Source organism: Pseudoalteromonas sp. S4492 (assembly GCF_005886115.1).
In the GTDB taxonomy this organism is placed as follows: Bacteria; Pseudomonadota; Gammaproteobacteria; order Enterobacterales; family Alteromonadaceae; genus Pseudoalteromonas; species Pseudoalteromonas gelatinilytica.
The window spans coordinates 36,856-59,774 of sequence record NZ_PNCP01000068.1 but is presented as its reverse complement, the minus strand read 5'-3'; the positions used below and the strand labels follow the sequence as shown (position 1 = coordinate 59,774).

At 42.3% G+C, this 22,919-nt stretch carries 22 protein-coding genes; 12 read left to right on the top strand and 10 right to left on the bottom strand.

All coding sequences use genetic code 11. The features are described 5' to 3' along the window. Positions 1-246 precede the first annotated feature (246 nt). Complete coding sequence (locus tag CWC28_RS19635) at positions 247-1,287, top strand: GGDEF domain-containing protein (protein ID WP_082874102.1); 1,041 nt, start codon at positions 247-249, stop codon at positions 1,285-1,287. A 40-nt stretch (positions 1,288-1,327) separates the two neighbouring features. Here the strand turns inward: CWC28_RS19635 and CWC28_RS19630 are convergent, their stop codons facing one another. Both CWC28_RS19630 and CWC28_RS19625 read right to left on the bottom strand, forming a co-directional pair. Continuing rightward, positions 1,328-1,525, bottom strand: a complete 198-nt coding sequence (locus tag CWC28_RS19630) for a CsbD family protein (protein ID WP_138625633.1) — start codon at positions 1,523-1,525, stop codon at positions 1,328-1,330. Between the two features lie 195 nt (positions 1,526-1,720). Further along, positions 1,721-2,488: a substrate-binding periplasmic protein gene (locus CWC28_RS19625; RefSeq protein ID WP_082874103.1), complete on the bottom strand. Its 768-nt coding sequence runs from the start codon at positions 2,486-2,488 to the stop codon at positions 1,721-1,723. A 169-nt stretch (positions 2,489-2,657) separates the two neighbouring features. Here CWC28_RS19625 and hrpB point away from each other — a divergent pair, with 169 nt between their 5' ends. Together hrpB and CWC28_RS19615 are read left to right on the top strand one after the other, a co-directional pair. Next, the gene (hrpB, locus tag CWC28_RS19620; protein WP_063706340.1) at positions 2,658-5,078 is read left to right on the top strand and encodes an ATP-dependent helicase HrpB; all 2,421 of its coding nucleotides are present in this window, start codon (positions 2,658-2,660) and stop codon (positions 5,076-5,078) included. 150 nt (positions 5,079-5,228) lie between these two features. Continuing rightward, complete coding sequence (locus CWC28_RS19615) at positions 5,229-5,666, top strand: membrane-bound O-acyltransferase family protein (protein WP_063706342.1); 438 nt, start codon at positions 5,229-5,231, stop codon at positions 5,664-5,666. 4 nt (positions 5,667-5,670) lie between these two features. Here the strand turns inward: CWC28_RS19615 and CWC28_RS19610 are convergent, their stop codons facing one another. Both CWC28_RS19610 and CWC28_RS19605 read right to left on the bottom strand, forming a co-directional pair. After that, positions 5,671-6,762, bottom strand: coding sequence for an alkene reductase (locus CWC28_RS19610; protein ID WP_063706344.1), 1,092 nt, complete (start codon positions 6,760-6,762; stop codon positions 5,671-5,673). Positions 6,763-6,861: 99 nt separating this feature from the next. Next, complete coding sequence (locus tag CWC28_RS19605) at positions 6,862-7,749, bottom strand: LysR family transcriptional regulator (RefSeq protein WP_063706346.1); 888 nt, start codon at positions 7,747-7,749, stop codon at positions 6,862-6,864. A 110-nt stretch (positions 7,750-7,859) separates the two neighbouring features. On the opposite strand from CWC28_RS19605, the gene CWC28_RS19600 reads away from it, so the two are divergent. The 7 genes from CWC28_RS19600 (at position 7,860) to CWC28_RS19570 (ending at position 15,683) form a co-directional block, all read left to right on the top strand. Beyond that, a complete protein-coding gene (locus CWC28_RS19600) occupies positions 7,860-9,041 on the top strand; it encodes an MFS transporter (RefSeq protein ID WP_063706348.1) in 1,182 nt (393 codons plus the stop codon). 89 nt (positions 9,042-9,130) lie between these two features. After that, positions 9,131-9,598: a nuclear transport factor 2 family protein gene (locus CWC28_RS19595; RefSeq protein WP_063706350.1), complete on the top strand. Its 468-nt coding sequence runs from the start codon at positions 9,131-9,133 to the stop codon at positions 9,596-9,598. Between the two features lie 293 nt (positions 9,599-9,891). Beyond that, positions 9,892-10,482 (top strand): transcriptional regulator BetI, encoded by a 591-nt coding sequence (gene betI / locus CWC28_RS19590; RefSeq protein ID WP_063706352.1) that lies wholly within the window; start codon positions 9,892-9,894, stop codon positions 10,480-10,482. A gap of 1 nt (position 10,483) precedes the next feature. Further along, a complete protein-coding gene (gene betB, locus CWC28_RS19585) occupies positions 10,484-11,947 on the top strand; it encodes a betaine-aldehyde dehydrogenase (protein ID WP_063706355.1) in 1,464 nt (487 codons plus the stop codon). Then, the gene (gene betA / locus CWC28_RS19580) at positions 11,947-13,617 is read left to right on the top strand and encodes a choline dehydrogenase (protein ID WP_063706357.1); all 1,671 of its coding nucleotides are present in this window, start codon (positions 11,947-11,949) and stop codon (positions 13,615-13,617) included. The genes betB and betA overlap by 1 nt, the downstream gene beginning before the upstream one ends. Positions 13,618-13,746: 129 nt before the next feature. After that, positions 13,747-14,964: a hypothetical protein gene (locus CWC28_RS19575; protein ID WP_063706359.1), complete on the top strand. Its 1,218-nt coding sequence runs from the start codon at positions 13,747-13,749 to the stop codon at positions 14,962-14,964. 11 nt (positions 14,965-14,975) lie between these two features. Next, positions 14,976-15,683 carry a TorF family putative porin gene (locus CWC28_RS19570; protein WP_063706362.1) on the top strand — a complete coding sequence of 236 codons (708 nt, stop codon included), beginning with the start codon at positions 14,976-14,978 and terminating at the stop codon, positions 15,681-15,683. Between the two features lie 76 nt (positions 15,684-15,759). Here CWC28_RS19570 and CWC28_RS19565 read toward each other — a convergent pair whose 3' ends face one another. From CWC28_RS19565 to CWC28_RS19555, 3 genes are read right to left on the bottom strand one after another with little or no spacing between them, the layout of a single operon-like run. Next, positions 15,760-15,975, bottom strand: a complete 216-nt coding sequence (locus tag CWC28_RS19565) for a hypothetical protein (protein ID WP_063706364.1) — start codon at positions 15,973-15,975, stop codon at positions 15,760-15,762. Between the two features lie 48 nt (positions 15,976-16,023). Then, on the bottom strand, positions 16,024-16,914 hold the full coding sequence (locus tag CWC28_RS19560) for a dienelactone hydrolase family protein (RefSeq protein WP_063706367.1): 891 nt from the start codon (positions 16,912-16,914) through the stop codon (positions 16,024-16,026). A gap of 48 nt (positions 16,915-16,962) precedes the next feature. Then, positions 16,963-18,114, bottom strand: a complete 1,152-nt coding sequence (locus CWC28_RS19555; RefSeq protein WP_063706369.1) for a hypothetical protein — start codon at positions 18,112-18,114, stop codon at positions 16,963-16,965. A 127-nt stretch (positions 18,115-18,241) separates the two neighbouring features. Here CWC28_RS19555 and CWC28_RS19550 point away from each other — a divergent pair, with 127 nt between their 5' ends. Together CWC28_RS19550 and CWC28_RS19545 are read left to right on the top strand one after the other, a co-directional pair. After that, entirely contained in the window at positions 18,242-18,706 is a 465-nt protein-coding gene (locus CWC28_RS19550) for a MarR family winged helix-turn-helix transcriptional regulator (protein ID WP_054554315.1), read from the top strand. 86 nt (positions 18,707-18,792) lie between these two features. Continuing rightward, positions 18,793-19,542: an RIO1 family regulatory kinase/ATPase domain-containing protein gene (locus CWC28_RS19545; RefSeq protein WP_063706372.1), complete on the top strand. Its 750-nt coding sequence runs from the start codon at positions 18,793-18,795 to the stop codon at positions 19,540-19,542. 32 nt (positions 19,543-19,574) lie between these two features. Here CWC28_RS19545 and CWC28_RS19540 read toward each other — a convergent pair whose 3' ends face one another. The 3 genes from CWC28_RS19540 to CWC28_RS19530 all read right to left on the bottom strand — a co-directional run bounded on the left by CWC28_RS19540 (position 19,575) and on the right by CWC28_RS19530 (position 22,859). Further along, the gene (locus tag CWC28_RS19540) at positions 19,575-20,987 is read right to left on the bottom strand and encodes a family 43 glycosylhydrolase (protein WP_063706374.1); all 1,413 of its coding nucleotides are present in this window, start codon (positions 20,985-20,987) and stop codon (positions 19,575-19,577) included. A gap of 250 nt (positions 20,988-21,237) precedes the next feature. Beyond that, positions 21,238-21,708: a PA2404 family protein gene (locus CWC28_RS19535; RefSeq protein ID WP_063706377.1), complete on the bottom strand. Its 471-nt coding sequence runs from the start codon at positions 21,706-21,708 to the stop codon at positions 21,238-21,240. Further along, complete coding sequence (locus CWC28_RS19530; protein WP_105175283.1) at positions 21,708-22,859, bottom strand: PepSY-associated TM helix domain-containing protein; 1,152 nt, start codon at positions 22,857-22,859, stop codon at positions 21,708-21,710. The genes CWC28_RS19535 and CWC28_RS19530 overlap by 1 nt, the downstream gene beginning before the upstream one ends. Positions 22,860-22,919: the final 60 nt, after the last annotated feature.

The following is a 22,919-nucleotide window of genomic DNA, read 5'->3' as shown; positions in this document are numbered from 1 at the left end:
GTTATACCAATTCGCTTAATAAAGTGGTCTATTTTGAGGCAATAAAACCTCGTTGATAACAAGGCAAAAATTTCGTTATTTAGTTGTGCTCGGCAATTGCTCCTGCATTGCTCTACCTTCTGCATCCATGCAGTCGTAAATCAGAAATTTTTAACGCAGGTAGCGACAGGTTTAATCCCTCAAAATGATTAAGTATTATTGCGGATTGGTATTGTTGAGATTGATCAAGAAATCTAAGGTGAAATTGTGATTGATACAGTGAATGCAAGCGACAAAGATAAAGCACGATTTTTACGTGTTTTTGCATTTATTGGTTCGATCACTTCGTTTTTAATGGCGATCACCAGCTATCAAGATGGATACCATGCCCTTAGCTATTTATTGATTATTGGCGGCTTTGTGTTTGCCTCACCTTTCGTTATTAAAAATCGTGACGAAACCATAGCAGTACTTATGCTGTACGCTCTCTATTCGATGATGTGTTTTTTAATCGTATCAGGAGGTAGTAATGGCACGGGGCCATTGTGGTTGTTTATCGTATCTCCTGTGACCTTTTTTATTCGTGGCTTAAAGCGCGGAGCGTTCGATCTTATCTTGCTTGCCAGTATTATCTCGGTGCTTTTCTATTTTACCGATCAATTTGGTTATTACAGTTATCCGAGTCATTATTTTCCTACACGTGTCATGCTGTGTTTCTCGATTTTATGTATTTTGGGTGGCTTCTACGAATATTACCGCAACAAATACAGTTTGCAGTTAATGGAACAACTTAAGCTTAATCAAAAGCTTGCACGTACTGATGCGATGACTGAACTCGCTAACCGTCGCTACGCAACTGAGTGCTTGCAAGATAAGCGCTTTTGCGAAGGGGCTGTGTTCTTGCTGATGGATGTTGATAACTTTAAGCAAATCAACGACACCTACGGTCATCAAGTGGGCGATGAGGTGCTAATATTTTTCGCTGATGTCTTTAAAGAAGTGTGCACAGAAGAAGATGTTATTTCCCGTTGGGGCGGCGAAGAGTTCTTAATTGTGATCCCAACAGGGTATGAGCTTAGAGCCAGAAAAGTCGCTGAAAAAATCCATAAGAAGCTTGCTGAAAAGCCATTTACGAGCGGCCAGCATCGTTTTAATGTCACCTTAAGTATTGGTTTGTACGTGCGCGTTGCTGATGAGAGCGTGGATCACTGTTTGAACATTGCCGATAAACGGCTTTACCGCGCTAAATCGCAAGGTAAAAATCAAACGGTTGCTGAAGTTGATTTAGCGAAGCATGAGCCGGCTTGATAAATAAAGCCGCAATTAGCGGCTTTATTGATTGCTCAAATTAATGGCTTTTTTCAAAGTCGCTGACTTCACGCTCAGCTTCTTTCTTCGATTTACCGTATTTTTGCTGAAGTTTACCAACCAGCTCTTTACGGCTACCTTCAATTTTATCTAAATCATCATCGGTAAGGTCACCCCATTTACGTTGTGCTTTACCTTTAAGCTCTTTCCAGTTGCCTTCTAAACGATCGCTGTTCATCATAATCTCCTTACTTTGTTAAACATTCATCTTAGTAATAGCAATCGCTGTACCAACTTGGCGAATTTATTAACTGATTGATTTATAGTTGTTTTATGCTTTTACATATAATGAGTGGAATTTAAAAGTTTGCAATTACTACGTAGTTTTTAGAATCAGCCTGTAATATTTTCTGTTGCGCTAGTTTTTAGATACTTAGTGGCTTTTAGATGTATAGCGATTGATTATCCGCGTGTATTCTTCAGTTGATTTTAGTTTACGTAAGTTCTCGTTAAACTGGTCTCTTAAGGCTTCGTCTCGGAATAAAAAGCCACTGGGATTTTTGCCAAATAACGCAAATCGTTGTACAGGTTTAGAGACATCAATTTCGTCATTGATATTAATTAACGCTCGATAATAATCAAAAATTTTACCGTCCATCTGGATCACCTCGTAGCGCTCTCGATACAAAAGCTGTACTTGTGCAAGTTGATCATAGGTTTCTGCGTATTGTGGGTTTTCTCTGGCCATTGCTTGATATTCTGGTGTGAGTAATTCTTTTGCACCTTGCCATGAAAGAACACTAAAGTGTTTTAATTGTGCAATAGAGCTAAGCTGCAGGTTTTGCTTGGCCAGACTAAAAGCGAAGTTCTCGTAGCTGTAAGCAATATCTGAAAAGTAACCGCTCATTTGATGGGTTTCGATAATTTTTTCATTAATATCAGACACAACATCAACTAAGTTCTCAGTATACAAAGGGATCCGCCTTGCATAGGGAACGTAGACAAAGTGTATTTGATAACCGTGAACACCGAGTGTTGCACGAAGTAAGTCAGGAATAATACCTGTGTTGTCTTCAACCATCACCCAAGGTGGTAGTGTATTGCCAAGTGCAACCGTAATTTTTTGCTGACTAAACGCTTTTTGAAACGGGAAAACTAAAAGTAGCAAGGTGATTAAAATACGGGTGTAAATCCTGAACAAGTTAATTCCTTATTCTGATTTTTGTTTGGTCGTTTAATCAAGAATAAGTCTAAACTGGCAGAATGCAATGTTTTCACTTCTAAAGCCCGAGATAGAAAATAAGCCTATAGCCATCGCAATTTTTAGTTTTTTGATACAATGCGCGAAAAGAAAGTAAGAGATACCTAACGTGCTGCCAGTTCAAGATATTTATCAATCCCTGTTAACCACATTACAGAGTAACCCAATGGCTTTATTGCAAGCGCCACCGGGAGCGGGTAAATCGACATGGCTGCCTCTTACCCTAATGCGCGAAGGTCACTTTAAACGCATTGTTATGTTAGAGCCAAGACGACTGGCCGCACGCAATATTGCCCAGTATTTGGCAAGTCAGCAGAATGAAAAAGTCGGTGACAGTGTCGGCTTACGCATTCGTGGCGAATCAAAAGTAAGTTCTACAACTAAACTCGAAATTGTCACTGAAGGTATGCTGACGCGTATGTTGCAAAATGACCCAGAGCTTAGTGATGTTGATTTACTTATATTTGATGAATTTCATGAGCGCTCAATTGCCGCAGATACGGCTTTGGCATTTGCCCTCGAAACACAGGCGGCACTTCGCGATGATTTAAAAATCTTACTGATGTCGGCAACCTTAGATGGCGATCGTTACAGTGAGTTTTTCAGCTGTCCGATTATTTCATCACAAGGACGAAGCTACCCCATTGATGAAGTGTATATTCCACTTAAAGACGAAAGCCGTTGGCTCGATGACATACCTGCACTAATAAAACAGGCGCTTAGTGAGCAAACGGGCAGTGCTTTAGTATTTTTACCAGGGCAGCGTGAAATCATGCGCGTTCAGCAGTCTTTAAATGATTTAGGTGATAGCGTCGAAGTATTTAGCTTGTATGGTGAGCAAAATAAAAACGAGCAACAAGCTGCTATCGCGCCTGCTAAACATGGTAAACGCAAAGTGGTATTAACCACCAATGTCGCTGAAACCAGTTTGACCATTGAAGGAATACGCATTGTGGTTGATAGCGGCAAACGCCGTGCTGCCAATTTCAATTTAAAAACCGGTGTTACAGAGCTCGTTACGCAAAGTATTTCTCGTTCTTCTGCCATTCAGCGCGCTGGTCGTGCTGGGCGAATTGAGCCGGGGGTTGTGTATCGATTAGGCTCTAAACAAACTTTTGAGCGCCGTAATAGCCATGATGCGCCAGAAATTCTGACCAGTGATATTAGTCAGTTGTTATTAGAGGCAAAGCAGTGGGGGGCGTCACTTGCTGAGCTTAGCTTACTCGACCCACCTAGTAGCCAGCAGATTAAACAGGCAACGGCACTTTTGAAAATGCTCGAAGCTATTGATGAAAATGAAAAGCTAACAGCCCTTGGCAGCCAAATGCTGAGCTATGGAGCCGATATTCGCCTCTCGCATATGCTCATTAAGGCAAAGCAACTAGAGCAGCGCATGCCTGGTATTTATGTATTAGCGGGGTATTTAACGGCACTGCTTGAAAGCCGCATTAGTATGCCAGCTGATCTTAATTTGGCATTGCATAGCCAGCACAGCAAACCGCATCCAGTATTTAAGCAGCAATTAACATATTGGCTATCGCGCTTGCAACTCAAGCCGGTTAATGAGCTTAAAACAGAGCACTTGTCGCTGCTGGTGGCACTTGCCTTTCCTGACCGCCTAGCCAAAAAGCGCGGTAATGGTTATTTACTTGCCAATGGTGCGGGCGCCGACTTAAGTGAGGAGTTTTGGCATAACGATGATTATATTGCCATTGCACATATGGGCGGCCATAAAGGAAACCGTGTTTTTGCTGCTGTTGCCTTTATGCCAAGTGACCTTGAAGATGAGCTTTCGCATTTATTTACTGAGCAAACTCGCTGCGAATACGATGAAAAAGCAGGGCGTTTTATCCATCAAGATGAGCTCAAGCTCGGTGCTATCACCATAGCGAGTCAGCCAAGTAAACAGCCCCTAGATAAGAGCGAACGCACTAAAGCGTGGTTAAACTTATTTAGTAAGCAGGGGTTTTCGTTATTTAATGAACAGCCCGACAGTGAGCAGTTACTTATTCGAATGAGTTTGGCAAGTAAGCTGTTACCAGAATCATTCCCGCTTTTAAGTCATGATGAATTAATTGCCGATAACCAATGGCTTGCACCTTATTTGGATGATATTAAAAACCTTGAGCAATTAAAAAAGTTCAATTACAGCGAAGCAATTAAAAGCTGTTTTGATTGGCAGCAGCAAAGCTTATTGAATGAATTACTGCCCTTACGATTAACGGTGCCAAGTGGTTCAAATGTAAAAGTGACCTATCAGCTTGATGGCCCTGCGAAGCTCAGTGTACGCATGCAAGAAGTGTATGGTATGACCAGCACGCCTTTGCTGGCACAAGGTAAACTGCCATTATTAATGGAGCTATTATCACCAGCGAGGCGACCGCTGCAGTTAACTCAAGACTTAGCTAACTTTTGGCAAACGAGTTACCGCGATGTGCAAAAAGAAATGAAAGGGCGTTATCCAAAACATTTTTGGCCAGACGACCCAGCCACCAGCCAAGCAACTAATAAAGTAAAAAGTAAGATGTGATTTTAATGAAGCTGAGTGCTTAGCTCAGCTTCATCACTTGCCTTAGAGCTGCATGCTTCATAAACCGTTACAATTTCCAGCCTTGTTTTGGTATCCCTTTTGTTGACTGTTTAGTAGTCTAATTGAGTCATTAGTAAAAAGAGAAAGCCAGTGTCTGCAGCTATTACCCTTGCTCAATATGTTAAAAAACGAACAGGTGTGCCTCTGGGGCATAAAGATTCGCTGCGCAATATGCTGACACGCTCGCTGGGTGCGAGCTCGTTTTATCTGTTTTGGCGATATTGGAATCCGGTGTGGAGCTATTATTTATCTCGGTATGTAATGAAGCCTTGCAATGACATTATGCCGGTTTGGTGTGCGGTTGTTGTTACTTTTGCTGTCAGTGGGGCGCTGCACGATTTAGCAGTGAGTTTAGTGAAGTTAAAGCCACTATTCTTTTTTACTCCTTGGTTTACTGTGATGGGCGCTTTGGTATTAGTAAGCAAGTACAGCCAAATACAGTTTAGCTCTGCTCCTTGGTTGTTTAGAGCGCTCGCCAACATCAGCTTTATTGTATTGAGCTATTGGTTGACGAGCCACCTTTTTTAGTGCGTTATTGCGTTGCTAAGGGGTAGTCAGTGTAGCCTTTAGCACCGCCTCCAAATAGGGTATCTGGATCATGCTGAGCCAGTTCAATGCCTTGTTCAATACGCGCTGGCAGATCTGGGTTGGCAACAAACGGGCGACCAAAACCAATTAAATCAGCCCAGCCTGCGGCTAATGCTTGCTCTGCTTTCTCGTCAGTGTACTTGCCTGCATAAATCATTAGTCCAGCATAGTTCTTACGTAGCGCTTGCTTAAAACTTTGCTCCATTAAAGGCGCATCATCCCAATCAGCTTCGGCAATGTGCAGGTAAGCAACGTTGAGTTTATTGAGTACTTTTGCTGCGCCAATATAGGTTTCGAACGGGTTTTCATCGACCGTCCCATTGAGTGTTGTGAGTGGAGCAAGGCGTACGCCAACACGCTCAGCGCCAATTTCATCACATACCGCTTGTGTCACTTGTTGTAAAAAGCGTAAGCGGTTTTCTAAACTGCCGCCGTATTCATCGGTGCGTTGGTTCGACTCTGAATCAATAAATTGATTAATTAAGTAACCATTGGCAGCATGAAGTTCAATACCATCAAACCCTGCATCTACAGCATTACGGGCAGCTTGACGGTATTCGTTTATAACCTGTTTGATGTCGTCGTGGCTCATTGCGCGTGGCTGTGCTGTGGCAACAAAATCGGGTTTGTCATCTTCATCAATAAAAACTTTGACGTCTTTAGCTGCAATCGCTGATGGCGCAATTGGTTGCTCACCACCTGTGTTACTTGGGTGAGATACGCGGCCAACATGCCAAAGCTGAGCAAACATAATGCCACCAGCTTGATGAACTTTGTCGGTTACTTTTTTCCAGCCAGCAATTTGCTCGGCAGTATAAATACCCGGTGTCCAAGCATAGCCCTTACCTAGGGCTGATATTTGTGTGCCTTCGCTAATAATTAAGCCGGCGCTGGCACGTTGTGCATAGTAGTCGGCCATTAACTCATTGGCGATATCACCCGGTTGTGATGAGCGAGAGCGAGTCATTGGTGGCATGACAATGCGGTTTTTTAGTGTGTGACCGGCAAGTTGTACGGTATCGAATAATTTGTTCATTACGGCTCCTTGAAAGCGAATATGCTTTCAGCATAACGAAAATTATTTATGAAATTAATGCCACTAATCACAAAACACTTTTGTTAAAATTGCAAAAAACTACAGCGTTAACCTGGGTGCTATAAAGTCTAAAAACGCTAATACTCGTGATGAAACACCACTGTTTTGATAATACACCGCATGCACTTTTTCGCGGCGATTAGGGCTCAGTACCTCGCCTTCGAGCACTTTTACTAAACTGCCTGCTTTTAAATCTTCGTTGATCATAAATTCCGACAACAAGGTAATGCCGTGACCTTGAATACAAAGCTGGCGCACAGTTTCACCACTTGATGCACTGATTGAAAATTTTAGGTCTAAAGGCGTGGTTAGCGGCCAGTGATTTAAATGCGGCGCATCGGTAAAACCAATAAGCTGGTGCGAGGCTAAGTCGGTTAACTCATTTAAAGGTGATGAAGTCTTTAAATAATCCGGGCTGGCAACGAGCTGTAGTTTGCTAACTCCCAAAGTGCGCGCATGCAAGTTTGAGTCAGCAAGCTCGCCAATACGAATAGCAATATCGGTTTTATGCTCAAGCAAATCGATAATGTTGTCGTGGCTGGTGATCTCAAGTTTTATGTCAGGATAAGCTTGGTTAAAGGCTTTTAAATGTGGCGCTAATTGGTGAAACACAAAAGGACTTGCAGCATCGACTCTTAATTTTCCTGATGGGGCGCAGTGTAGAAGCTTTAAGGCTTCTTCGCCTTGTGCAAGCTGACTCAGTGCTTCTCTAGCATAGCCTAAAAATAACTGACCTTCTTCGGTCAGCTCAATGCGCCTTGTGGTGCGGTTGAATAAGGTAACGTTTAATGATTTTTCAAGCCGAGTTACCGCCCGTGATATTTTTGCAACTTGCTCATCTAAGGCATTGGCTGCACTTGAGAACCCGCCGGTGTCAACCACGCTAATAAATGCTTCTAAATCTTGGGTGTTGGAGATCACGCTCATGGTTTTACCTTTTCATTTTTGACAAAAGTATTTTGTCACTACTGCTATTTTTTGCAAATTTAATTTTAGCCACAATAGCCGCACTTTCAAAATTAAACAGAGGATATGTGATGCCAATAGCATTACTTGCGTTAACTCTCAGTGCGTTTGCCATAGGCACCACTGAGTTTGTGATTGTCGGCTTAGTGCCAACTATCGCTAATGATTTAGCGGTTTCGTTACCGAGTGCCGGGCTACTTGTTAGCTTGTACGCATTAGGGGTTGCGGTGGGGGCGCCAGTATTAACCGCGCTTACCGGACGCTGGAATCGAAAACATGTATTACTTAGCTTAATGAGCCTATTTGTAATCGGTAATTTACTGGCTTGGCAAGCACCTAGTTATGGTAGCTTGATCACCGCAAGGATTTTAACAGGCCTTGCCCATGGGGTGTTTTTCTCAATTGGTTCAACCATCGCTACTGGGCTTGTCAGTAAAGATAAAGAAGCCAGTGCTATTGCGATTATGTTTACTGGTTTAACGGTTGCATTAGTAACCGGTGTGCCATTAGGGACTTGGATTGGTCAGCACTTTGGTTGGCGAGCGACCTTTTTAGTGGTGTCTTTACTGGGCTTAATTGCACTTGTTGGTAGCGCGTTTTTAATTCCGAGCAATTTAAAGCAAAGTAAACCGGCTACTTTGAGTGAGCAATTAAAAGTAATGGTGCAGCCTAGGCTTTTACTCGTGTACTTGATGACCATACTTGGTTATGGTGGCACATTTACTGCCTTTACCTATTTAGCGCCTATTTTAGAGCAGCAAACTGGATTTGCATCAGCCACCATTAGTTTAATTATGCTGGTATATGGGGTATCGGTTGCTGTTGGCAATATCTACGGCGGTAAATTAGCCGATAAAAAAGGCCCCATTAGTGCGCTGACTATTATCTTTAGTGCTTTAAGTATTGTGCTGTTAGTGCTGACCTTTACCATGCAATCTAAAGTCACTGCGGTACTGACCATACTTGTATGGGGGGCATTTGCGTTTGGTAATGTGCCTGGGCTGCAAGTTTATGTGGTTAAACTTGCCGAAAAGTTTACACCCAATGCCGTCGATGTGGCCTCTGGGTTAAACATTGCTGCGTTTAATATCGGTATTGCGCTGGGCTCAGTGTTAGGTGGCATTGTCGTTGAAAACTACTCATTGCAAGACACTGCTTGGATTGGTGCTATCATCAGTTTAGCGGCGCTAATTGCAACACGATACAGCGGTTATTTAGATAAACGTGAGATCATAAAGCCACAAACAGCTTAAAACTAAATTGTTGATAGTTCGATGCTTTGTCGTTATTTTAGGTGCGTAGTTTGATTATTAGTCATTAACTAAAACCACAAGGAATAACGATGAAGCCCCTTTATTTTCTAGCTATTTGTTTGCTAAGCACATTTAGCAGCCAAGCAAAGCAAGCTAACCCAGAGCTCACAGCATTAGCACAGCAGTACTTTAATACCATGGTTGCAACACAAGCACCCAATGCCACCAACAAAGAATTAGAAGCCTTTTTAGCTTTATTAACTGACGATGTAGCAAATCAACACTTACCTTATCAAACAGATGATTCAAGAGAGCCAGATGGCAAAGCGATGATGCGTAAAGGCATGACTTTTTACCTTGGGGCGCACACTGAATACCAAGCAAACTTACTCGATACCTTTATTTTTAATGATTCTGCCATTGCTTTGCGTTATACCCATCACGCTAAAGGTATACACCCACAAAACCAGCAAGAAATTGAATACACGCAAACCATTATGGATGTGCTCGAAATCGAAGATGGCAAGATAGCGGTGATTCGTAAATACCACGAATGAGCTTAGCTTAACTTTTAGCCTAAAATGAGCGCTTTTATAAGCGCTTTTTTATTAAAAATACGCCTGCAATAAATTTTCTCTTTTTTCCGCATTTCAGCTTAAATTCATACTTTTTAGGCTTTATTTTGAATAAATTTAAAACTTTTTTATATTCCGGATAATAAACGTAAGAACAGTGGGTTAGCTTAACTTACGAGTGTAGCTTTGCGGTTGTTTACAATTTGTCAACCTTGAATTGCCATGCTCATTACCTTAACCTTTATTTTAATTGAACGTTCAATCAATAAAAAATTATGCCGAAAGTTGGAATGGAACCTGTTCGTCGTCAGCAGTTAATTGACGCCACAATAGAGTCGGTTGCAGAGCTTGGTTTGCAAGGCACCACCATAAATAGCATTAGTAAAAAGGCAGGCTTATCGTCTGGCATTATCAGTCATTATTTTGGTGGTAAGCAGGGCTTAATTGAAGCCACTGTGCGTTATTTATTGACGAGTTTAAAGCAAGCTCTGATGAATCAAGTAACGCCGCATACTAGCCCAGAGCAACGATTAATGTTTATCGTTGAAGCAAACTTTTCGCGTATTCAGCAGCAAAGCAATAACACCAAAACTTGGTTGAGCTTTTGGGCGCATTCTATGCACGACGCCCAGTTGCATCGCTTACAAAACGTAAATAGTAAACGTTTATTTAGTAACTTATTAAGCTCATTCAAACAGTTAATGAGCGATAGTGATGCCAACTTAGCTGCTGAGTTAAGTGCAGCCATGATCGATGGTTTATGGCTAAGAGCCGTATTAAGTAAGTCAGACCAAGATCAATTCGAACATTGTGAGCAATTAGCTAAAGACTACATTCGTTCACTGATAAAACAGTATGGAGCCTAAAATGACCACACCTGTTTACGAAAATTTTATTAATGGCCATTTTTTAAAGAATCAAACTGGCGATACCTTTGCAGTTAAGAATCCTGCAACGGATGAAGTAATCTATCACGTTGAAATCGCTGATGAGTTTATTCAAAACGCGTCAATCGAAAGCGCAAAACAAGGGTTTGCAGCGTGGTCTGCAATGACGCCAATTGAGCGTAGCCGTATTTTATTAAAAGCCGTGGCAATCTTACGCGAGCGTAACGATGAACTGGCAAAAGTAGAAGTACTTGATACGGGTAAGCCTTGGCAAGAAGCCGAGTGTGTCGATGTTGAAACTGGCGCCGATGTTATCGAATATTTTGCTGGTCTTGCTCCTGCACAAGTGGGTCAGCAACAAATGGTTGGCAATGATTTTTACTACACTCGTAAAGAGCCTTTAGGTATCTGTGCCGGTATTGGTGCATGGAACTACCCACTACAAATTGCTTGTTGGAAATCAGGCCCAGCACTGGCTGCGGGTAATGCGGTTATTTTTAAACCTTCAGAAGAAACACCACTTGGTGCAATTAAACTTGCAGAGATTTTCATCGAAGCGGGTGTACCTGCTGGCGTATTCAACGTCGTGCAAGGCGCTGCTGAAGTAGGGCAATGGTTAACAGCAAACCCAAATATTGAAAAAGTGTCTTTCACTGGTGAAGTAGGCACAGGCAAAAAAGTAATGGCAAGCGCTGCTGGTTCACTTAAAGATGTGACCATGGAGCTTGGTGGTAAGTCACCGTTATTAGTATTTGATGATGCCGATGTATCACAAGCTGTTAGTGCGGCAATGCTAGGTAATTTTTATACGCAAGGCGAAATCTGCACTAACTGTACGCGCATTTATGTGCATAAAAATGTTTATCAGCAGTTTATTGATGAGCTGAAAACACGCACTGAGCAAAATATTATTGCTGGCGACCCAATGGATCCTGAGGTGAATTTAGGGGCGCTTATCTCTAAAAAGCATCAAGAGCTTGTACTTGGCTATATCGATAAAGGTATTCAAGAAGGCGCAACCTTATTAACCGGCGGTAAGGCACTATCACCAGCATCTGCTCCAAACGGCTACTTTGTGGAACCGACCGTTTTTGTCGACTGTAAAGACGACATGACCATAGTTAAAGAAGAGATCTTTGGCCCGGTAATGAGCGTGTTGGTGTTTGATGATGAAGATGACGTTATTCAGCGTGCAAACGATACCCACCTTGGCTTAGCCGCAGGCGTGTTCACTAAAGATATTCAGCGTGCACACCGCGTGATCCACCAGTTACAAGCCGGTATTTGTTGGATAAACAGCTATGGTAATTCACCTGCAGAAATGCCCGTAGGTGGTTACAAGCAATCAGGTATCGGCCGTGAAAACGGTATCGAAACTTTAGATCACTATACCCAAACTAAATCGATTTATGTGGGTATGAGCAATATAGAGAGTCCATTTTAATGAGTACACAGAACTATGATTACATCATAGTCGGTGCTGGCTCAGCAGGCTGCGTGTTGGCAAACCGACTATCAGCAGACCCTTCCAATAAGGTGTTATTACTTGAAACGGGTGGTAGTGATAAAAGCATTTTTATAAAGATGCCTACCGCGCTATCAATCCCAATGAATACTGACAAATATGCATGGCAATTTCATACCGAGCCAGAGCCATATTTAGATAACCGTCAAATGCACTGCCCACGAGGTAAGGTGTTAGGTGGCTCATCATCGATTAACGGCATGGTCTATGTACGTGGTCATGCCAAAGATTTTGATGAGTGGCAGCAACACGGCGCTAATGGTTGGGATTATCAAGCATGCTTACCGTACTTTAAACGTGCAGAATCATTTTACTTAGGTGGTAACAATTACCGTGGCGATAACGGTCCATTAGGGGTTAATAACGGTAATGAAATGGCTAATCCGCTTTATAAAGCCTTTATCAAAGCGGGCCAACAAGCAGGTTATGCGCAAACTGATGACTACAATGCAGCCCAGCAAGAAGGTTTTGGGCCAATGCATATGACAGTTAAAGATGGCGTAAGAAGCTCTGCTAGCCGTGAGTATCTAGACCCAGTTAAGTCACGTAAAAACTTAACGCTAGTCACCGGTGCTTTAGCTGAAAAAGTTTTGCTAGAAGGCAAAAAAGCCGTGGGCGTTGAGTATTCAGTATCTGGCTCTAAGCAGCAAGCATTTGCAGCAAAAGACGTTATTTTAAGTGCGGGCCCAATTGGTTCACCGCATATTCTGCAATTATCAGGTATTGGTGATAAAGACATCCTGAGCGAAGCGGGTGTTGAGGTTAAACATCACTTACCAGGTGTTGGCCAAAACTTACAAGACCACTTGGAGTTTTACTTCCAATATAAGTGTAAGCAACCAATTACTTTAAACGGCAAATTAGGCCTTGTTTCAAAAGGGCTAATTGGGGCTCGTTGGTTATTAAATCGCTCAGGTTTAGGGGCGACTAACCATTTTGAATCATGTGCATTTATTCGCTCAAAACCGGGTGTTGAATGGCCAGATATTCAGTATCACTTTTTACCAGCAGCCATTCGTTATGACGGTAAGAGTGCCTTTGATGGTCATGGTTTCCAAGTTCATGTTGGGCATAACAAACCAAAAAGCCGTGGTGCAGTAACGATTAAGTCGGCGGATCCTCAGGTTGCGCCTAAGATCCAATTTAACTACTTACAGCATCAAGATGACATTGAAGGCTTTAGAGCTTGCGTACGTCTAACTCGCGAGATTATTGAGCAAAGTGCGTTTGATGAATATCGCGATGGTGAAATTCAACCCGGTAAAGATGTTCAAAGCGATGAAGAAATTGATGCGTTTGTTCGTCAAGCGGTTGAGAGTGCTTACCATCCGTCATGTTCGTGCAAGATGGGTGAAGATGAGATGGCCGTGGTTAACTCGCAAACTCAAGTACACGGTATCGAAGGTTTACGGGTTGTGGATTCATCTATCTTCCCAACCGTTCCAAACGGTAATTTAAATGCGCCAACCATTATGGTGGCAGAAAAAGCGGCGGACCACATTTTAGGTAAGCCTGTGTTATCGGCATCAACTGCAGATGTTGCCATGGAAAAACAATGGCAATCAACGCAGCGTAGTTCGGAGATCTAATAAGGCCACCCGCAGTTTCGGCTGTGGGGCTTGCAGTGGCGCGCATCACGAGTTGTTTGTGGTGCGTTAATGCGAGGAATAAAACTGGAGAAACAATGAAGTATTATTACTTATTTTGGGGGGGTAACTATGACCTTTTGGCTTAGTGCTGGCATCATTTTTACCCTGTTAGCAATTGCGGTTATTTTATTTAAATGGGGTACGGTTAGGTGTGTTGGCGTCACACCGGTTAGAACGTTTACGTTCATTGCAATTTTATTTACATCGGGCCTAGATGTTGGCTTGATTATGTTTCCACTGACAGAGTTTGCAGGTTATGCAGACATAAAAGCAAGCCCAGAGTATGCGTTTGCCAATCCATTAGCCATCGAGTTTGGCTTTTGGGGCTTCTTGATCTGGGGATTTTATTTCCTTACGTGCTTTTATTTCTGCGTAATAGAACCCAAAGTAAAGTTCTTTGAAATTGCTTGGGTAAGACTAATTAATAACATCGTTATTATTGGTACATGCGCATTTACTGCATTTTTACTGCTGTCGAATTTACCTTGGTACCTGCCGTCGCTTGGTGATGGTGAGTCAATTATTCCGACATTCTACTTAATGGTGTTTGCAGCGATTTGTTTTGCTGTTTATTCGAGCACAGACATTAAATATGTACGCTTTTTAAGTATTTCTACTACTTGGTTGTTTATCGCTTTAATCGCATTTATGTGGTTCGGTGCCTTTGTGGGTTCTGATGCACAAACATCAGCATTTGTTGATAACCTTACTTTAATCGGTGGTTACTTTGGCAACATCAATGAGTTTGTATTACCACTAAATGATTACCATGCCTTCTACCTGTTTTGGTGGTTTGCTTGGAGCATCATGATTGGTCAATTTACTTCGCGCTTTGTGGGTGGTTTAAAAACTTACCAAGTGCTGGCGGCTATGTTGATTTTCCCGTCTATTCCAATCGCTATCTGGTTTAGTGTTTTGTATCAATATCATGAAGCGGGTATTGCAACAGCAGGCCTGAAAAACATCGCTATGGTGTTTGTTGGTGTGGTGTTTGTGATCAACTCACTTGATTCTTTGATCCGTTTATACACAGATAATCTAAACTTAACGGTGAAACGTTTAGGTAAATTTAATTATATTGCCTTAAATGTGGTGGCGCTTTCATTGTTAACCCTGTTGTTTAAGTTCGACTTTTTACAGATCCAATGGGTTGGTGCGCTCGTTATTGCGTTATTTTTCGGCTGTGCTGCGTTTATTGGCTACAGCAAGTTAAAAACAGTGAAAAATATCGAAGGTTCACCAAAAGACAATAAATTAGATTACACAAAAATAGAAACAGTTAGCTAAGGGAAACCAACATGACAACAAGACAAACAGTATTAGCAGCAGCGTTGCCATTGGCATTACTGTCGACATCAGCCATGGCTGACTTATCGACTACGGTTACATTGGCATCGGATTACACCTTCAATGGTGTAAGCCAAACCATGAATGACCCCGCGATTCAGGGTAGCTTAGATTATGCCTTTGCAGATTCAGGTATGTATGTAGGTACGTGGGCTTCAAATGTAGATTTTGGCGAAGGCACCGACATCGAGTGGGATGTGTACTTTGGTAACTATGCTGAGTTAACCGATGCTCTTAGTGTTGATTATGGTATTGCCTACTACTCGTATCATGGTGAAGATCACTCGAGCGATGGTAATTATCCAGAGGTGTATTCGAAATTTGGTTACGACAGCAGTATAGGCCAAGTAGAATTTAACTTGTGGTATAGCTGGGATTATTTTGGCACCGGTGCAGGCCATTTAATTTACATGGTCGCTCACACATTTGAAGTTGCACCAAACCATGCTTTTCGTGCTAGTTTTGATGTTTCTAACTCATTAGATGGCGATAAGTTTAGCTGGGATGGCAGTGATAAGTCATACAAGCATTATCGTTTAGCGTATCAAACGAGCTATGCGGGCTTTGATATTGAAATTGCAGGTGAAAATACCAGCATTGATTCTGAATATGCAGATGAGCGAATCGTTGCGTCAATTTCTCGCAGCTTTGATTTATAAGTAGGGCTTTATTAGCACAGCTTTAATAAAAACGGCTAACCAAGGTTAGCCGTTTTTTATGTCTAGAAAATGAGTATTAAATCTCTTCGCCTTCGTGTTGCATCGCTAAATCATCAAGCTCCGCAAGGGTGTAATCAAAACCACTGGTATCGACTTCGTAGCGTATTTTCACGCCAAAACCACCTTGGCAAAGGGTCGCAGTGACTTTAGCCACTGACCAATGCTTAAGCTTGTTTAAAAACCGATTGGCGGTTTGCTGTGAGTCAAAGCGATAACTGACTTGCGATTCCATCTCTTTTCTAGCCTAAAATTTTTTCGAGAGTGTATGAAATTGCTCTGTTTAAATCAATTTCTCATTGAAAAACGCCAGTGTGCGCTGCCATGAAAGCTCTGCCTGTTTTTCATCATAACGAGAGGTAGAGTCGTTATGAAAGCCATGGTTTGCCTTTTCATACATATGCATAGTGTAAGGCACTTGATGCGCTTTTAAGTCGCTCTCGTATTCTGGCCAAGTTGCATTAACGCGGTTATCAAATTCAGCTAAGTGTACAAGTAGCGGGGCTTTTATATTTTGTCTCAGCTCTTTAACAGCTGGAGTGCCGTAATAGGGCACGCCCGCATTAATTAATTTGCTATCAACTGCTGCTAGGTAGTTAACCATATAACCACCAAAGCAAAAGCCTACCGCACCGAGTTTGCCATTACTATTTGGGTGTCTTTTTATGTATTCAGCTGCGGCAATAAAGTCTTGTTGGATTTTTTCTTTATCCATAGAGCGCTGCATTGCGCGACCTTCATCGTCATTACCAGGATAGCCACCAAGAGGGTGTAATGCATCTGGCGCAAAGGCAATAAATCCAGCTTTGGCAAGGCGGCGAGCAACATCTTTAATATAAGGGTTTAAGCCTCTGTTTTCGTGGATCACTAACACTAATGGGTGCTTACCCGTTAAGTTAGCGGGTTCGACTAAATAACCTTTACCTTCGCCATGGCCTTTAAACGAGTCAAAGGTTTTATAGCTGGCTTTGATATCAGGGTCATTAAAGGACACTTGCTCAGCTAATGCGTAGTTTGGCAGTAAAGCGCTACTTAGCATTGCCATTGAATAACCAAGGGCGACTAAGCCACCCAGTTTTTTCATAAAGGTACGGCGGTCCATCAAGCCATGGGCGTATTCATCGTACCAATCGAAAGCTTCTTGGGGAATGTGGTTATGGCGTTGCTCAGTCATACTTATATCCTTTAAAAACGAGTTAGGTTTATAACTTTAGCTGAAATATCAGCGATTAACAGCCAGTTGCTTTGTTTGTATTACCACATCCATAAAGCGGCGCTGCCAAATGGCCTTAAAAGCTTTGTTGAACAGGTATAAAAAAATCAACGGCATTAATAACAGTTTTAAAATCAGCAGTGACAAGATATTCAAAAAGTCGATAAATAAGTCTTCGACGGCAGCTACCATATTGCTAATGCCAGAGGTGACGGTGTCTATAATTTTACTCACTTGAGACGATTGGTCTTGATTGAGTGATGCGTTAAGGTTTTCTAGTTGTTCGTTTAAGGCGTCTTTGTCAAGATTCAGCTGTCTTTGCTGGTTTAGTACTGCATTAAACTGCGCTGTTAATTGCTGCTTTTTATCAAGTAATGGCTTGGCTTGTTCAAGCTCAGTAAAGGTCAGTCGCTCAGACAAGCTGCGAGTTGCTTGAATCGCTTCTATTTGGCTATCAACCTCTGCCAGCTTAACTTTGAGTTCTGTCGCTTGCTGGTGGTTTTTTATCTGCTGCTCATTTAATAGCGAGAGCTTGTCGAAGATGGTTTGTTTTTCATTATCGACCTCGGCCTTTAGCTTGGCAGATAGGGCAGAGGTATTATTTGCACTGCTATTCACCGTCTCGACTTTTTCGCTCACCAGTTCACTTTGCTGGTTTATTTGCTCATCTAAGAATATTTGACTAACAAGGCCTGTTGTAAGCACCACAGCAGGCACTAAAAAGCGAATTAAAATTAAGCTCGCCATAATCTTATGACGTAAGTTAGGAAAATAGTCACGCCATTCACATATAAAGTAAGCGACGACCGAAACAGTAAAAACACCACTAAAAATAACCCCAGAAGAAATGGTGTATAAAATGCGCTGTAAAAATAACGAGCCTATTGCAAGGCGCATAGCATCTGACATGTATTCAGCTAGGTCATTTACTGGGTCGAGTAGTTGTGCAGGTTGAATACTCGCAATACCAATGCCCACTTCGGCTGATTGCAATAGCGATATAGCAGCATTAACTGTACGAGAAGAAGCGTACACTAAGGTTGATTGTACAAGGGCGCTGTCGATAAAGCGCATAATGAAATGGTTATAATGCTCTAGCCAACAAAGAAGTAGCAGTATTGTAAGAGATAAATACTTGATAATATGTTGTTTAGTTAGCATAACGCCCCCGACAGTTAGTACGCTTGTTCACGCTACACTATTCATAGCCGTTGAAGCAATCTAATAGGATTGAATTATTTTGCTGATTAACTGTCTATGAATTGCTATTCATCGCTTTAGAGGAAATATGAAAGAACCTGCATCAATTGGCCAGTGCTGTATTGAAGATTTAGATCCCGTGCAAGACTTAGGTCGCTTAGTCTCTTATTTACGTTCAAATCTGGTGACTCATCTTGATAATGCGTTAGAGGATAAAGAGTTAACCTCGGCTCAGTACATTGTGGTTGTGCTACTTGCACGCGGTAAAGTAAATACCTTGGCTGAGCTGTGTGAGCACATGGTGTATGACCGCGGTGCCATGAGTCGGTTACTTTCTCGTTTAGAAGACAAGGGCTTAGTTGCTAAAAAGCAGTCAGTTGAAGATCGCCGTTCAACTCTTTTATGCCTCACAGAAAAAGGCCAACAGCTTTACCCAGAAATTTTACCCACTGTAAATGATATCTATCGCAAAGCACTCACAGGCTTCTCTGATGATGAGCAAAAGCAACTCGCAAGCTTGTTGTTTAGAGCAATTCATAATTTAAAAGCATAAATTTCTCTAAGCGGTACATTGTCGCTGAAGGTTCATTTTGATAATATAGTTGCCTAGGCATTTAATTTTAACAAGTCCGGATTGTTATGTTTGAATCATCTTTGCTTGCGCAGCTTCACGCTCAATTTCCAGCTCATCAATTTAGCCCAGAAGGTTTGTCGGTTGTTCACACAGGCCGCTTTGCCAATGCCATTGTTTATCGTTATAAAGACGCGAAATTTGATTTAATTATTAAAGATTTTCAGCACAGCCCATGGTGGGTGAGAAAAACCATCGCGCCGCTTTTTATCAATCAAGAGTACAAAGGGCTGGCACGCCTGCAAGACGTAGACGGAGTGGTCGATAACTTTTGCCGTTTGTCATCAATTGCCATTGCTTATGATTTTATTGAAGGCACGCCACTTCGCCAGCTTGCCTTGCAACAGCAGCATTTACCGAGTGATTTCTTTAAAGAGTTTGAGCGTTTGGTCGCAAAAATGCATCGCCGCGGGGTGGTGCACCTCGACTTACGTAATTTGGGAAATGTGATTTGTTCAAAAGATGGCAAGCCATACATTATTGATTTTCAGTCAGCGATTCGCTTTGCACGCTTTCCGCGCTGGTTACAGCGTTTTATGCGTGGTGCCGATATGAGTGGGGTTTATAAGGCGTGGCAGAAGTTAGCCAATGACTCGTTACCGCAAACAAAGGCGGATTATTTGCACGACTTTAATCATGTGCGTAAGCGTTGGATTTTTAAAGGTTACCCGATTCAACGTGCCTATTTGTGGTGTAGCGGGGCTGTAACTCAGATTCTTAATTCTGACTTTATTCGCAGTATTTTAGATAGATTGTAAAAAGCGCGTTTGCACGCGCTTAGTGGGGAGAACTAGTATTTAGGCCAGCCGTTCGCATCCCAATTCAGGGTGCTGATGAGCAATTTAGGGGTGCCATTATCACCTGCATCATAGGCATGACGAACAATCACATCGGTATTTAAAATGTCTTGTCCACCTGGACCTACCCATTGGCTATTACCCGCATCAAGAATGCTACCGCCGCTAGCTAGCATGTCGGTGCCATTTTTATCTAGGTATGGACCGCGGATGTCACTAGAGCGGCCGTACGCAATGCGGTAAGTGCTATTCGTGCCGTCGCAGCATTTGCCAACCGACACAAACAAATAGTAGTAACCTTGGCGATACACGATGGTAGGTGCTTCGATACCACCTGAGCGACTTGCTAAAGAGTAGATTTGGCCAAATGGTTTCATGGTCATAGGGTTAATTCGCGTTAGTTTAATACCCGAATTCCATGAGCCAAAGGCAAGCCAAGGTGCACCATCTTTTGCCACCACAAGATCAGGGTCAATAGCGTTGTAATCATTGCTATTAGTCGTGTTAATGACTAAACCATCATCACGCCAATCACCGGTTGCTACACTGCTTGCTGAGGTAAGGCCAATAGCACTGACACGTGAACCAAAGGTCGAAATAGCATAATAGAGCCAGCTGCGGCCGTTGTAGCTTTTTAATTCAGGCGCCCAGACATCAATTCCATCATGATCTGGCACATAGTTACTCCACCAGCTTAAACCATTTGAAAAAATTGGTAGGGCATCATTCCAATCAACACCGTTGCTTGAATATTTTCCGTAAATACCAGGTCCTGTTTGAAAAACCCACCAAGTGCCATTTTCATAGCCAAGGGTTGGATCGTGAGTGACTAAACTACCTGTTAGTGGCCAGTGGTTTGCAGCGCCATTGCTCGTTGATGGATCCCAAGGGGTTGATTCAACATTAGCAAGCTTAGTTAGCTGCCATTGCTGCGCATCGCTGCCGTTGTAGCTCCACTGGCTAATATTTGCGCCATCGTTGCCATCAAAAGCATATAGGTCAAGAGCCTTACCACTGTGATCGTTAATAAAGCTGTAATAGCCGCTACCTTCCTCATTAATTTGCCAGTGTTGGCTGGCAAGATTAGCGTACTCATATTGCACCACATTGCCGCCATCGGCGGTCGAGAAGTCAAACACCTCTAGGGCTTTACCACTATTTAAGTTAATAACCGAATAGTTGCTGCCACCTATGTTGGTGATTAACCAGCGCTGGGTGTCGTGATTAGTGTCAGCCCACTGACTAACATTCGCACCGTCGTTGGTTTGCGCGCTGGCTACTTCAACAAACTTGGCACTGTACTTTGATTTAATGGTGTATACGCCATTGTCAATCGCATAAGCACTGGGCAGTATGAGGGTTGTTGCCAAGCTGAGCGCAGCTAGCGCTTTTTTTGAAAGTATCATTGTGTCTCCAAATCATTGTTATTGAGCTTTCCTTGTGTGTTTTGCTCCATGGATGAGTTTTGATCAACACCATCTCTATTAAGAGGATTGCTGCAAATGAAAACTATTTATAATACTTTATTATATTATTACTTTTGTAAAGGTGATCGGTAAAAATAATTAACAAAAATTTTACCTTTAACTATTTTGAAAGGGACTTTAGTATTTAGCTGAGATACAAAAAAGCCACTCAGTGAGTGGCTTTCGGATGTTATTGAGTAATAAACTGGCTGGGAATATCCCATTTGAGTGTATGAAGTTGGCCTTGCCAAGTTTGGATGGTGATCCACAATTTATCATCAGCTGAGATGGTTTCAGGGGCTATCGCGTGGGCATGCTGGCCATGATTGGTGCCATGCATTATGCCTTCTTCATCTTTAGCAAACTCAGTCAGTGGTAAAGGTGCTTGGCCAATATTTAAATACGCCTGACGAACATTGCTTATGTCACCTTGATTAAAGGCGATAAAGAAATCTTTAACATACTCATTGTGGTGTGAATACGGGGCGTCTTCATTAAGTGGCATTGGAGCGATTTTAAATTCGCCCGCTTGTTGTTCTTGCCAAAGAGCAGGAAACTGAGGGTTTAATGACTGATAAATAAACCACACAGGCAAAGCCAGTACCACAGCATGTAAAACATACTTTTTACGTTGCCACCAAGTTGCTTGTAAACGAGCCATTAGTTTGCCTCCTGAACGTTATTCACTGGCGCAGCTTGGCGCGCTTTTACAGGTTTGTTATTTACTAATTTTGCGGCGTACATCATAAAACCAGTGATCGACATACCACTTAAAATCAAACCAAAGATAAACCAAATAACTTTTGTCCACAGACCGCCAATATTACCGTAATGCAGCGGATCGGCGATATGCGAAAGGGTAAGTAGTCCCGACATGGTTTCTGGGCTCTTGCTTGCTGCAATTTCACCTGTCCAAGGATTGATTGAAGTTGAGTAAGCGTAGTTATCGTAGAAAATAGTATCGCCACTGCCCATGATATTAAACATGCCGCGGTTATGCTCTGGCAGCATCACATAGCTAGGTTTGAAATCTGGGTATTTCTCTTTGGTAATAGCCAGTGCCGCTTTTAAGTCGGTTGGCGGTGTTTGTTTATCCGCAGGTAAAGTTGACACTGCCACGAGCGGTGCGTGCTCTTCAATGTCTATTTCGTTATGCCACATGATGGCTTGCACCAAATACCACAGACCTGTAAGTGCCATTACTGCCATAAACCAAATTGACCAAACACCACTTAGGGTATGTAAATCTTTTAGAAAGGTTTTTTTACCTTGGTTAAAACGTAGTTTCGGCTGACTAAATGCGCGCCAAAAGTTTTTATAAATCACTAAGCCTGTTACTAGTGCACCTAAAATAACAAAAGCCATAGCGCTGACGAGGTAGTAACCTACGCTGTAACCTTCTTGCCAAGGGAAGAATAGCCAGCCGTGTAGGGTACGCATAAACTCAATGAATGAGATAGTGTCATTAACCGCTTGTACTTCGCCTGTGTATTGATTGACGTAAGCCACAGCGTAAGGTTTGTCGGTATCAGTGAAAATAACCGCATTAACCAAGTAAGGCTCATAAGTGAGTACACTCATTACATCGGCAGTCGGGTAGGCTTTTTCAACGCTATTAATAACTTGATCAACACCAAGGGCTGGTAAATCATTCGGGTTGTTTGCGCGTGCTTCACTGTTGGTCAGCCAAGTAAGCTCATGGCTTATAACAGATACAGTACCTGTGACGCAGATAAAGCAAAATAGCACCCATACTGGGAGCGAAAACCAACCATGCAGTTGGAACCAAAGACGTTTACTCATGGTAAAAATAGTCCGACGTTAATTGATGATAGTAATTGTTATCATTTAAATTGTACTACAATCTTTTGA